The sequence below is a fragment of the Arthrobacter sp. UNC362MFTsu5.1 genome (genome assembly GCF_000685965.1).
Lineage (GTDB): Bacteria > Actinomycetota > Actinomycetes > Actinomycetales > Micrococcaceae > Arthrobacter.
On sequence record NZ_JMLE01000026.1, the window covers coordinates 27,024 to 39,020 of the forward strand.

At 63.1% G+C, this 11,997-nt stretch carries 11 protein-coding genes; 5 read left to right on the forward strand and 6 right to left on the reverse strand.

Going from position 1 to position 11,997, the window contains the following annotated elements; translation table 11 throughout:
- Window positions 1-2 precede the first annotated feature (2 nt).
- From BS38_RS0119375 to BS38_RS0119395, 5 genes are all read left to right on the forward strand, one after another.
- On the forward strand, window positions 3-1,619 hold the full coding sequence (locus tag BS38_RS0119375) for an aldehyde dehydrogenase (NADP(+)) (protein ID WP_028272305.1): 1,617 nt from the start codon (window positions 3-5) through the stop codon (window positions 1,617-1,619).
- Window positions 1,616-2,944 carry an enolase C-terminal domain-like protein gene (locus tag BS38_RS0119380; RefSeq protein WP_028272306.1) on the forward strand — a complete coding sequence of 443 codons (1,329 nt, stop codon included), beginning with the start codon at window positions 1,616-1,618 and terminating at the stop codon, window positions 2,942-2,944. The genes BS38_RS0119375 and BS38_RS0119380 overlap by 4 nt, the downstream gene beginning before the upstream one ends.
- 106 nt (window positions 2,945-3,050) lie before the next feature.
- Window positions 3,051-3,971 carry an AEC family transporter gene (locus BS38_RS0119385; protein ID WP_028272307.1) on the forward strand — a complete coding sequence of 307 codons (921 nt, stop codon included), beginning with the start codon at window positions 3,051-3,053 and terminating at the stop codon, window positions 3,969-3,971.
- A 721-nt stretch (window positions 3,972-4,692) separates the two neighbouring features.
- On the forward strand, window positions 4,693-5,427 hold the full coding sequence (locus tag BS38_RS0119390) for a DUF6338 family protein (RefSeq protein WP_156037188.1): 735 nt from the start codon (window positions 4,693-4,695) through the stop codon (window positions 5,425-5,427).
- A gap of 138 nt (window positions 5,428-5,565) precedes the next feature.
- A complete protein-coding gene (locus BS38_RS0119395; RefSeq protein WP_028272309.1) occupies window positions 5,566-7,650 on the forward strand; it encodes a hypothetical protein in 2,085 nt (694 codons plus the stop codon).
- Between the two features lie 373 nt (window positions 7,651-8,023).
- On the opposite strand, the gene BS38_RS0119400 is transcribed toward BS38_RS0119395, so the two are convergent.
- Genes BS38_RS0119400 through BS38_RS0119425 form a run of 6 tightly spaced genes read right to left on the reverse strand, consistent with a single transcriptional unit; the run spans window position 8,024 to window position 11,997 of the window.
- A complete protein-coding gene (locus BS38_RS0119400; RefSeq protein WP_197024996.1) occupies window positions 8,024-8,875 on the reverse strand; it encodes an IclR family transcriptional regulator in 852 nt (283 codons plus the stop codon).
- On the reverse strand, window positions 8,872-9,597 hold the full coding sequence (locus BS38_RS0119405) for a class II aldolase/adducin family protein (RefSeq protein ID WP_028272311.1): 726 nt from the start codon (window positions 9,595-9,597) through the stop codon (window positions 8,872-8,874). The genes BS38_RS0119400 and BS38_RS0119405 overlap by 4 nt, the downstream gene beginning before the upstream one ends.
- Window positions 9,598-9,617: 20 nt before the next feature.
- Complete coding sequence (locus BS38_RS0119410) at window positions 9,618-10,850, reverse strand: NAD(P)/FAD-dependent oxidoreductase (RefSeq protein WP_028272312.1); 1,233 nt, start codon at window positions 10,848-10,850, stop codon at window positions 9,618-9,620.
- Complete coding sequence (locus tag BS38_RS0119415; RefSeq protein ID WP_028272313.1) at window positions 10,850-11,044, reverse strand: ferredoxin; 195 nt, start codon at window positions 11,042-11,044, stop codon at window positions 10,850-10,852. Before BS38_RS0119415 ends, BS38_RS0119410 begins: the two co-directional genes overlap by 1 nt.
- An 18-nt stretch (window positions 11,045-11,062) precedes the next feature.
- Entirely contained in the window at window positions 11,063-11,395 is a 333-nt protein-coding gene (locus BS38_RS0119420; RefSeq protein ID WP_028272314.1) for a hypothetical protein, read from the reverse strand.
- Window positions 11,392-11,997: a 3-phenylpropionate/cinnamic acid dioxygenase subunit beta gene (locus tag BS38_RS0119425; RefSeq protein ID WP_051629035.1), complete on the reverse strand. Its 606-nt coding sequence runs from the start codon at window positions 11,995-11,997 to the stop codon at window positions 11,392-11,394. The genes BS38_RS0119420 and BS38_RS0119425 overlap by 4 nt, the downstream gene beginning before the upstream one ends.

The following is an 11,997-nucleotide window of genomic DNA, read 5'->3' on the forward strand; positions in this document are numbered from 1 at the left end:
CCGTGACACTCACCGGACATTCCCTGATTGCAGGGCAGCCCGTGGCAGGCGAAGGCAAAGCCGCCTTTGGCTTCAACCCCGCCAGCAACGAACAGCTTGAGCCCCCCTACACCCTGCTCACCGAGGACCAGCTCAAGGCAGCCACGGCCGCGGCCGCCGACGCCTACCCGTCCTTCAGCACCCTGGACCCCGAGACGCACGCCGGCTTCCTGGAAGCCATCGCGGACAACATCGAGGCCATCGGCGACGAACTCATCATCCGCGCCGGCCAGGAGACCGGACTGCCCGCGGGCCGGCTGCAGGGCGAGCGGGCCCGCACCACCGGCCAGCTCCGCCTGTTCGCGAACGTGGTCCGCCAGGGCGATTTCCGCGGTGTCCGCATCGACCCGGCCCTGCCGGAACGCACCCCGCTCCCCCGCGCCGACATCCGCCAGCGCCAGATCCCGCTGGGACCCGTGGCGGTGTTCGGTGCCAGCAACTTCCCGCTGGCCTTCTCGACGGCGGGCGGAGACACCGCCTCGGCCCTCGCCGCCGGCTGTCCTGTGGTCTTCAAAGCCCACAACGCCCACCCGGGCACCAGCGAACTCGTTGGCCAGGCCATCGCCAAAGCTGTTGCCGATGCCGGGCTGCACCCGGGCGTCTTCTCGCTGATCTACGGCCCCGGGGCCAGCATCGGCCAGGCCCTTGTGGCGGACCCGGCCATCAAGGCTGTGGGCTTCACCGGTTCGCAGAGCGCCGGCATCGCCCTGATGCGCACCGCGGCAGCCCGGCCGGAGCCCATCCCGGTCTACGCGGAAATGTCCTCGCTCAACCCGGTCTTCGTTTTCCCCGGCGCCCTCACCGGCTCCGCCGAGCAGATCGACGCACTGGCGCAGCAGTACGTCACCGCCGTCACCGGCAGCTCCGGACAGCTCTGCACCTCCCCCGGCCTGCTGTTCGCCCCCGCAGGTGAGCTGGGCGACAAACTGGCTGCCGCCGTCGGACGCGCAGTATCCGCCTGTGCCGGCCAGACCATGCTGACCGCAGGCATCGCCGGCTCGTGGAACACCGGCGCCGAGGCGCTCGGATCCGCCGACAACGTGACCGTCGTCGGCCAGGGAACCACCGGCCCCACCGAAAACGCGCCGGCCCCCACCATCTTCGGGACCGACATCGCCGACTTCGTGTCCAACCATGTGCTGCACGCCGAGATCTTCGGCGCCGCGTCCCTGGTGATCCGCTACTCCACCGCCGAGGAGCTGATCGACGCCATCAACCGGCTTGAGGGACAGCTCACGGCTTCCCTGCAGCTCACCGAAGAGGACTACCCGACGGCGGCGCAGCTGCTGCCCGCCCTCGAACAGAAGGTGGGGCGGATCATCGTGAACGGCTGGCCCACCGGCGTCGAAGTGGGCCATGCCATGGTCCACGGCGGCCCCTTCCCGGCGACGTCGGACACGCGTACGACGTCGGTCGGCACCCTGGCGATCAACCGCTTCCTCCGCCCGGTCGCCTACCAGAACCTCCCCCAGGAACTGCTCCCGGCTCCGCTGCAGGACGCCAACCCGTGGCACCTGAACCGCAGGATCGACGGTACGGTCGAAGCCGCAGCCGGCGCAGAAGATAAGGTCAACGCATGAGCACCCAGCCCACCATTGCCAAGGTTGAGGTAGTTCCCGTCGCGGGGTACGACAGCATGCTGATGAACCTCAGCGGCGCGCACGGACCGTTTTTCACCCGCAACGTGGTGATCATTACCGACTCGGACGGACGCTCCGGCCTCGGCGAGGTCCCCGGCGGCGAGAAGATCCGCACCACCATCGAGGAGGCCGGGGCCTTCATCGCCGGCAAGCCCGTGGCCCGCTACCGTTCCCTGTTGCGGGAAATCGCGGCCGAGTTCGCGGACCGCGACGCCGGTGGCCGCGGGCTGCAGACCTTCGACCTCCGGACCACCGTCCACGCCGTCACCGCCGTCGAATCAGCCCTGCTGGACCTCCACGGCCAGTTCCTGGGCGTCCCGGTGGCCGAACTGCTCGGTGACGGGCAGCAGCGCTCCTCGGTTCCGATGCTCGGCTACCTCTTCTTCATCGGCGACCGCCGGCGGACGGACCTGCCGTACCTGGTGGAGGATGCGCCGGCGGACCGCTGGGAGCGGCTGCGGCGGCAGGAAGCCATGACCCCGGCAGCGGTGGTGGCCCTGGCCGAAGCCGCGCAGGAACGGTACGGGTTCAGCGACTTCAAGCTCAAGGGCGGCGTGCTGTCCGGCGACGACGAAGTGGACGTTGTCACCGCGCTGGCCAAGCGCTTCCCCGAAGCCCGCGTCACGCTGGACCCGAACGGCGGGTGGCTCCTCGAGGAAGCCATTCGGCTCGGCAAGCGGATGCAGGGAGTTGTTGCGTACGCCGAGGATCCGTGCGGGACCGAAGGACGGTTCTCCGGCCGCGAGGTCATGGCGGAATTCCGCCGCGCCACCGGGCTCAAGACGGCCACCAACATGATTGCCACGGACTGGCGCGAAATGTCCCACGCGATCCGCAGCAACGCCGTCGATATTCCGTTGGCGGACCCGCACTTCTGGACCATGCACGGCTCCGTCCGGGTGGCGCAGCTCTGCCACGAATTCGGGCTCACCTGGGGCTCGCACTCCAACAACCACTTCGACATTTCGCTGGCCATGTTTACGCACACCGGTGCAGCGGCCCCCGGCGAGATCACCGCGCTGGACACCCACTGGATCTGGCAGGACGGCCAGGGACTGACCAAGAACCCGCTCCAGATCAAGGACGGCGCCATCGAGGTTCCGGCTGCGCCCGGCCTGGGCATCGAGCTGGACCGCGACGCCCTGGACAAGGCTCACCAGCTGTACCTGGAGCACGGGCTGGATGCCCGCGACGACAGCATCGGAATGCAGTACTACATCGACGGCTGGTCCTTCGATCCGAAGCGCCCGTGCCTGGTGCGCTAGGCGTCCTGCGATAGAACTGAAGCTTCCGCACGGCCGGCCCTCCTGGCGCAACAGGAAGACGGCCGTGCGGGACCCAAGACCTAAAGATAAATAGAAGGGCGCACTTTTGGGCGGCGTTGTCTCCGGAATACTCATCGTCTCCGCTGTGATTGCCGTGGGCTATTTCGCCGCCCGCTTCCGGATCCTGGGACCGGAAGTCCAGGGCGCACTGACCCGCACCGCCTATTACGTGACCAACCCGGCGCTGCTGTACACAGTGGTGGCCGGCAGCGACATCCGGGCCGCCCTCGGAACGGATGCCCCGCTGGCGCTGCTCTCGGCGGCGATAGTGGGGCTTCTTTTCTGCCTGGCCAGTTTTCTGTTTTTCCGGCGGCCCGCAGCCGAGACCGCCGTGGGCGCCATGGCCAGCAGCTACGCCAACGCGAACAACATCGGCATTCCTGTTTCCTTGTACGCAGTGGGCACGGCGCAGCACGTGGCCCCCGTGCTGCTGGTGCAGATCCTGGTGATGGCACCGTTCTACCTCACGGTTCTGGGCCTGGTGTCAGGCTCCAAGATCTCCTGGAAGAAGCTGCTCCTCCAGCCGTTCGCCAACCCCATGATCATCGCCTCCGGACTGGGCGCCGCCGTGGCCCTGACAGGCTGGAGCGCCCCGGACCTGCTGCAGAAGCCCATCGACATGCTGGCCGGCGGCGCCGTGCCCATGGTGCTGCTGGCCTTCGGGCTGTCCCTCGCCGGCCGGGCACCGCTGCAGAAGGATGACGGCCGGGTTGAAACGCTCGTGGCGACGTTCCTGAAGATTGCCGGGATGCCGGTGGTTGTGTGGGTCCTGGGCCGGTTCGTCTTTGGACTCGAAGGGCAGCATCTGCTCGCGAGCGTCATCATGGCAGCCCTCCCCACGGCCCAGAATGTGTTCCTCTTCGCGTCGCCGTACGGCCGAGGCATGACCGTGGCCCGCGACGTCATCCTGTGCACTACCGTGCTGAGCGTCGGGGCGCTGCTGGTGGTGGCGTGGCTGGTTCGGTAGGACTACCTTCGCGCCAGCGCTCTGCCAGCGGCGCGGCGGCTCCAACCGTCCCAATCCCCGGCGCTCCAGCCTGACGAAACGTCCGTTATCGGCCTTACAAAATGGCCAGGGGAGTGGCCTGAAAAGGAACAAAACCTGGTCATCGGAAACTGAGCACTACGGCTCCACCGTCCTGTTGCACGCCGACGTGGCCTGGGGATCGGAAACCTCGGCGACGAAACTTGCTTGGCGGACTCTGCGTGGCCCAGCGCCCCGAAAACATCCTCACGAGCCCAAATGAAGGAAGTACCGTGGCTGGGCTTGATTTAACCGCCTACGGGCGGGAATTCCACGGCCCAAACTGGTAGTACGTACTCAAGCCCAGAGCACTCGGAAATCTCAACCTGTGGAACGGCTGCGCGAGAATATCACCGGCTACGCCATACCGGCCGGCAAGTGAGGTTCGAGGCCATCAGTCCGCTTCGGGGACGGCGACTGCGACATCTGGCCAAGTGGGTGCGCTGACCGGGCTACTTTTTGGGCGCCGAAGGGGTAGTTCCTGGCTTCATCTGCGTAGGCTGTACGCGGTTGGGAGCCGGCGTTTGACCACCCTTCCGGATGTTGAAGGAACCAGAGTTCCCGCCCTTGGATGTGCCGGACTTGTTTTCTGCCACTGGTAATCTCCCTTGCTTGACGCTTGAACCTATTATCGCTGCAGACCTTTCAACCTGAGGGACACGACGTGCCGACAGAACCAATAGCCGCGCTGCTATACATTTGCCTGCTGCTCCCCGGCGTGGCGTTCATCTGGAGCTACGAGGGCCATCGCTCCCTCATGAAGCGGACTGCCTTCCGGGAAACAGCCGCCGTGGTAATAGCCAGCGTCACCTCCATCGTGGCGGTCTTCCTCGTCCATTACCTGCTGGGATTCTTTTGGGAGCCAGCCGCAAAATCCCTGCGTGAGTTCTTCCTTGAACCCGGGAAATTGTTCCGCGAAGACTCTCAACTGTTCTTGGGCGTAGTCCTCGTCGACCTTCTTGCGGCCATACTTGTCGGGCTGTTCCTCGGCAGTCGCCCTGCTGACACGCTACGGCGGAAACTTCAAACCCTTTGGCGAAAAGCATTGAACAGAGACGACGCCGATGTCATGGACCGAGAGCAGTCCGGATGGCTCGAAGCGTTCCGGGCAGCTCCGGACGAACGAATTCATGTGGGAATTCAGCTCAAAAGCGGAGCCTGGCTTCAGGGAATCCTGTGGTCCTACACCAAGACCGGAGATGAAGTCCCTGAGCGTGCCCTGACGCTTCGCGGACGGATCCACTACCGGATGGCAGGTAGCGAGAACCTGCACGCCATGGAGGACTTTTCAACAGTGGTCGTTCAGGCTGCGGAAATCGATCACCTGATGGTGGGCTACGAACCCATAGAACACGAAGGCGGCAGCGTTGAGGACAATGAATCGTCCTCAGGAAAGTGAAAGTCACACTGATGGCCAGCGCCACACGTTATACGTCAGGCGGAGAAGATCGATATTCCATTTAGGATTGGAATAGTTTGGCGGGGCAGCCAAGTAAGTCATGCGGCTGCTATCGTTGGCCGCCGCAAGGGGGATGACATGAGCGAGTATTCGAGTGCACTAGTGGGCTTTGCTGTTCTTAGAGCCAACTACAACGCCGAAGCGCCGAGCTACATCGACAACTTCCGAGGCTTCGTTCTCGGCGTTCTCGCCGAACATGAGCCGAAACCGCTCACTCGCGATGTAGTGGCCTCCGAGATTAACGACAGTTTTGGCATTCGCATCCCAGACCTGGTTGTCGGCAAAATTCTTAAGCGTGCGAAGCACACCAAGCATATCGAGGGTAGCGAGACGGGGTATGTCCTTACGAAATTGGGGCTCAAGACTGCCCCCGCTGTCCGAGGCTTGCGAGACAAATATCTCCGCCAGCAGAGGGAGCTCGAGGATCGCTTCCTGAAGTTTGTGGGTTCCGAGTTTCCGGAACATAGAGATATGTTGGCCGCGCCAGTAGCCGAAGAGCTTAGCAAGTATCTCGAACGCCACGCCGTTCCCCTGATAGCTAGCTCGGTCAAAGGAAGAGGTGTCAGCCGGCCACAGTCAGATCGTCAGGCGCCGGGATTTGAGTATGTAATCGCTCGCTTTGTTGCTCATCTCTACGAGCGCGACGACGTTGGGTTCTCGTACATCGAGGAGTCTGCAAAGGGGGCCATTCTGGCCGCGGTCGTAACGTTAGACACGTCATCCTTCCGGAACTCTCTTGGAGCCCTTTCGATCTACCTAGACACGCCCGTGCTGATTGACTTACTCGGCTACTCGGGCGCTGCTTCGATGCGCGCAACAAACCAGCTGATAGAACTCGCGCAGGCCCAGGGAGCCTCGTTGCGAGTCTTCGAACATTCCTTTAGAGAAGTCGACGGAGTCCTGCAGAGTGCCGAGAACTACTCCCGCAGTGCAGGGCGAAGGGAGGCACGTCCGATTGATCTCCACTTCCAGGAGCAGGGGTGGAATGCTGCCGACATCGTTATCGCTCGTCAATCTGTACCCGATGCCATAAAAGCTTTTGGCATCGAAACATCGATGAAGCCCGACGACTACCGCCGATACGGCTTGGATGAGGAGAAGCTTGAGAAGTCGCTTCAGGACGTAGTCCATTACAAATCTGAAAATACACGCCGGTACGATGTCGAAAGCATCTCGGCCATCCATCGCCTCCGAAAGGGAAGCTCTCGCGGAACTCTTGACCGCTGCGGTGCTGTGCTGCTGACGGACAATACCGAACTGGTCCGAGCGGTTCAGCTTGTGGAAGACGAACGTCACGATTGGCCGCTAGCAATGACAGATTCCGCATTGGCCGGCATCCTTTGGGCCCGAAGCCCCACAGTGGCAACGGAGCTTCCTCGACACATGGTGCTTGCTGCTGCATATGCTGGGATGCAACCGGACCCACATCTATGGTCGCGGTACGTCGATGAAGTGGGAGTTCTAGAAGGGCGAGGCGGTGTCAGCGCTGACGATGCCATAGTCCTCCGCTCCACGTCAGTTGGTCGCAACGCTCTTATGGAAGAAACGCTCGGCATCGATGCCGAAATGACCTCAGAATCACCTCTCGCTGTGCTTGAGCGCATTCGTAGTGAGATTGAGGAGCCGGTCCTCGAACAGCTCCGAGCGCGTCAGAACAGTGAAGCTTCTGCCACGACATCAGCAGACAATGCCGCCGCAGCATGGATGAAGACTCACGAAGAAGTCGAACGTCTCGCCGGCGAACTTCAGAAACAAAAGGAGACCAACGAAGGTCTCCAAGTGGAACTAAAGAATCGTCGCCAGGAAGACGCCGATCGCCGCACCGCTCTCAAGTCCCATGCCGATCGACGTGCCAAGTTCATTTCCAAGGTGATCCTCTGGTGTATTGCGGTTCCCCTGGTAGCTTTGGTGGCCCTCAAACTTATCGATCCTCCATGGCTCAAGGAAGTCCCGGACTGGCTTGAGTGGTCGATTATTGTTGCTGCTGTGGTTGCCGCCGGCCTGGCCATCCTTGACTCGCTCGGGCAAGGCACTGTCACCCAGTGGCTCGCACCAGTGGAACGGCGACTCGCCGCCCGAATTCAAGCCAAGGAGCTACGAAAAGTCCTTCTTGATCAATCGCTAACCAAGGACCGAGAAAAAGTGGCCTCGCCCAACGGCTGACACGAGGAAGCCACCAAGCTAAGCGGGACTCAAGTTCACTGGCCGGTGCAGCCTAACGCTCCCTACGGCATTGGACTGCCGGAATCGGTCCTTGTCGCTCCTCCTCCAGGAGCGCTGTCTCATGAGTGATGGCCGCACGCCGGGAGGATACGCAGGTACTGCATACCCTAGGTTTACGAAATCTCCATTATCAGCGTTACAAGCCAGCCAAAGTGGCGGAAAGGCGCGACAGAAACTGCTGGCACAGGCTGGTGGACACCAACCTACACAGCGGGCAGACCGCAGACGGCTTACTGCAGTTGCGCTTTGCCCGAAGGACTTCCGCCTCTAAAAGGACAGACACCGATAGCGGATTTACGTCAAGCCCAGTCTTCTAGACCAGACGCCCCCGGAGTTCTTCTGCGGCTGCCCGTAGTATGGCCCCGAGGTCGCTGCGAAGCTCCTCTGACATGCGGTGGGCCGGCACGGATACATTGATTCCGTAGACAGTGCCGCTTGGACCGGCAAGAGGCACGGCGACCGATGTCACCCCGTCCTCGCTCTCTTCTCGGCTGGTTGCGTAACCCCTGCGCCGGATTTCGTCGAGCTCCGTTTCTAGGTCCGATCTGGAGGTAATTGAGTTAGTAGTTAGCCGGGGTAGTTCCTGCCGCGGATAGAGCTTCCGTAGCTGCTCCTCATCGAGGAGGCTGAGCATTGCCTTACCGGTAGCAGTGCAGTTTGCTGGCAAGGTGAGGCCTTGGCGGGAACCGACTCGCACCGCCCGCACGCTTTCAATGGCGTCGATGAACTGGGTGTCGGTCCTCTCCAGCCTGGCAAAGTGGACGGTTTCCCCCGTTTCCTCAAAGATCCGTTCGAGGACCGGCCGGGCCAGTGTCCGGATGTCCACCTGCCGTCTGATCGCAAAGGCAATCGAGCTCAGCGCCTGCCCAGGTTCGTAGGCTCGGGTCGCCGGGTTCTGCCGAACGAAGCCATGGTAGAGAAGCATGCCCATCAGCCGGTGCGCCGTTGACGACGCCACGCCCAAGTAGGTGCTGGCATCGGTCAGCCTGATGCTGGGCTGGGTTTCGAACAGCAGGAGAAGCCGCAGGGCGTTATCAACCGACTCGATGGGGTATTGCGGCGGCGGACCGTATTTGGATCCGTCTTCTGTCTCTGTCGATCGCATGCTTTGTATCGTACCCAGCGTCGGCGGGGCTGTCGGCACTGCCGCGCTGGCCGACTTCATGGACTGACGCTCAGCCGGGCGAGCTCGTGTCGCCAGGCGGTCGCTATGTTGAACGGCCCTCCGAGATCCGGCAGCTCCGCCATGTCGGGACAGGGAAGGTCTTGCAGCTGCCCTCCGGCTGCTGTGATCTGAAGGGACAGCCCTGCCAAGGTGTTTACGCTGATGGCCTGGAGGACCGCCTGCTCCATCGTCGGCGCCGCGCTGGTGAGGCCGTGTCCGCGCAGCAGCACCACGGGCCTATCGCCCATGGCGTCGAGCATTTCCGCTGCGAGCTCGCGGTTCCGCACGAGCACTCCTCTCGGGTAGACGGGTATTCCGCCTGCCGCGAGGCGGGTGCCCGGGATGTCGAACGCCCCGACGATCGGCCGGACGGCGAGTCCTGCCAAGTCGGCGGTCACGACCTGCGGTGGGTGGGCATGCACTACAGAGTTGATATCCGGGCGCCGCCGCAGCAGCTCGGTGTGCAGAGGCAGCTCGTTGGGGACCGTGTAGCCGCTGTCGAGTTCGCCTTCGGCGGCGGGATTGCCGTCGAGGTCGACAAGCCGGATGTCGTTGGCTTCGGTGTGAGCGAGGCCACGCTCCTGGGGACCCCTGCAACGGACCAAGAGCTCGTTCTCCCCCGTTCGCACACTGATGTGACCGAGGATTCCGTCGGCGAGGCCGCGGCTGGCCAGGACCCGGCAGGCCATTGCGATGGCCTCCCTTTGCTCTTCGTGGGCCACCGGCGGCTGACTTCCCCGCATTAGAGTGCCGCCGTCGGCTGAGGCTCGAGCAGTAGCTCGAGTTTGTCCCGGAGTTCCTGCACGCCGATTTCTGATCCCATGCCGTGGCGGCAGGCAAGCAGGGCCTTCGGCCAGTTCACGATCGCGGCACCATACAGTTCCACTCCGTCGGTGGTGTAGAGCGCTGCGAACTTACCGTGCAGCTCAGGATCTCCGATGAGGACATGGTCGGCGTTGCCTCCCACGCGACCGACGACCTGGATTTTCCAGTCGTGTTGGTCGCTCCAGACGTACTCAACTGGTGTGTACTCGCGGGGACTGTCCGGATGGGTGATGTTGTGGGCGACGCACGAGGCTTGTTCAACTGCGTTTGTCCAGTGCTCGATCCGGATGTCCGCACCGTGCTTCTGATGCCGCCAGCGCGCCACGTCGCCGACTCCATACACGTTCGGGGCGTCCACCGCCCTGCAGAACTCGTCCAGCACGACGCCGTTGTCCACCAGCAGTCCCGATGAGTCCAGCCAGGCGTCGTTGGGAACCGCGCCGATCCCGACGAGCACGGTGGCGGCTTGTACCGTCTGGCCGTTGGTCAGCCGAACGCTGAAGGATCCCTGCTCGCCCTCAATAGCCTCGACTCCGGTGCCAAAGATCGTGGTGACGCCGTTGTTGCGGTGGAGTTCTCCAAACAGCTGCCCGATTTCGGCGTTGAAGATGCGGCTCATGGGAATGGGAAGCGGATCGATGACGGTCACTTCCAGACCGAGCGTACGTCCCGTAGCGGCTGCTTCCGCACCGATGAAACCGGCGCCGATCACTGCCAGTCCCCCGCCTTTCAGGAGGTCGGCGCGCAGTTTCCGGCAATCGTCCAGGGAACGGAGCACATGGATCCCGGGCCGCTGGCCCCAGGGTGAGGGCCGGGCAGACGCACCCGTGGCGATCACAAGATTGTCGAAGTTTAGGGGTTCGTGGTCTTGGAGGTACAACAGGCTTCCGGCGACATCGATGCCTGTGGCGGCGTGCCCGAGCAGGAGCTGGATCTTGGCCTCCTCCGCCTGCTCGCGGGTAAGGAGGAGGATGGAGGACTCCTCCGCGTTGCCGGAGAGGATGGATTTGGACAACGGCGGCTTGTCGTACGGGAGTGCCCTCTCAGCACCGACGATGACGATGTCGCCTTCATACCCCTCCAGGCGCAGGGACTGGGCAGTACGCACGCCGCCGATCGAGGAGCCGACGATAACTGTGGTTGTGTTCATCAGTCCTCCACTACTAGTGCGGAGACCGGGCAGCTGCGGGCAGCCTCGGTGACACGGGAACGCTCGGGCTCGGGAACTTTGGTCTTGAGGAGGACGACGATTCCGTCGTCGTCCAGATCAAAGTAGTCGGTTGCCCCAACGACGCAGTTGGCGTAGCCCTGGCAGGCGTGCAGATCTGCTTTTACGGTAGGCATTGTCAATCTCCTTGGCCTCTAGATGTTGTTTTTGTTTTGGGGCGGCTGCTCGTCCTCGGCGACCAGCGGCCCGAACGGATGCCCGATCATGGCCGAGAAGGTTGCCGGAGCCTGCCAGGTGAGGGCTTCCAGCTCCAGGGGGCACAAAGACACCCACTGGCCGGAGCGCGGGGACTTGATCATCAGCCGCGAGCCGTTCCGCGTCTCGACGCGGCTTACCCGGACTTCGGAGAATTCGTTGGCGATCACGATCGGGGCGCCATTGACCCGGGCTTCCAACCGGTCGCGCTCCTCGGCCGCTCGAATGGCGGCAAGGCGGTCTTCCTCTTCGCCTTCCCATTCGAGTTTCATAGGAATATGGCCAGATTCTGCATCCGGATGACCGCCTCGTCGACCATGATGGTGCGGCGGGCGAGCTGCCAGCTGGAGCCGGTGCGGCGCAGTAGGTCCTCCCTGCCCGCCGAGACGGTCGCGGCTTCGCGGACGTCGCCCCGGCTGCGGAACAGGAGGACCGCGGAATCCACGATGATCTCCTCCGGGTTACCGGTACGGAACGTCCGGACGTTGGTGACATAGTGGCGCAGCCGCGACGGAGGGTCTTCGGTCCAGGCGTGTTCCGTGGCGAAGCGCGCCGCCCTGCGGCTCAGGGAGTACTTGTTTTCGTCCATGTGCGCCATCCCGGGCGACGTGCTGTAACCGGCCCCGAGGGCAGTGGTCACCCTCACTGGCATGAGATAGTGCACATCGTCCGTGAGACGGCTCAGCCACTCGTCGTACTCCTGTGCGTCGAGCAAATAGGATTCATCGACAAGCCACTTGTGGGCCTGCAGATGAAGTTCATCATTGAACGGCAGGGAGTCACCCGTCCTTTGAGTACGGGGGGCGTGCCCTCCCAGCACCGACTGCTCCGAGAGAGATTTGTTGCTGCGTTCGGTTACGGCTTCGATACCCAC

Excerpts from the sequence above, each read along its gene's own strand:
- BS38_RS0119400 (WP_197024996.1), bottom strand. The coding sequence starts at position 8,875 with ATGAAGTCGGCCAGCGCGGCAGTGCCGACAGCCCCGCCGACGCTGGGT.
- BS38_RS0119380 (WP_028272306.1), top strand. The coding sequence starts at position 1,616 with ATGAGCACCCAGCCCACCATTGCCAAGGTTGAGGTAGTTCCCGTCGCG.
- BS38_RS0119410 (WP_028272312.1), bottom strand. The coding sequence starts at position 10,850 with ATGAACACAACCACAGTTATCGTCGGCTCCTCGATCGGCGGCGTGCGT.
- BS38_RS0119395 (WP_028272309.1), top strand. The coding sequence starts at position 5,566 with ATGAGCGAGTATTCGAGTGCACTAGTGGGCTTTGCTGTTCTTAGAGCC.
- BS38_RS0119420 (WP_028272314.1), bottom strand. The coding sequence starts at position 11,395 with ATGAAACTCGAATGGGAAGGCGAAGAGGAAGACCGCCTTGCCGCCATT.
- BS38_RS0119415 (WP_028272313.1), bottom strand. The coding sequence starts at position 11,044 with ATGCCTACCGTAAAAGCAGATCTGCACGCCTGCCAGGGCTACGCCAAC.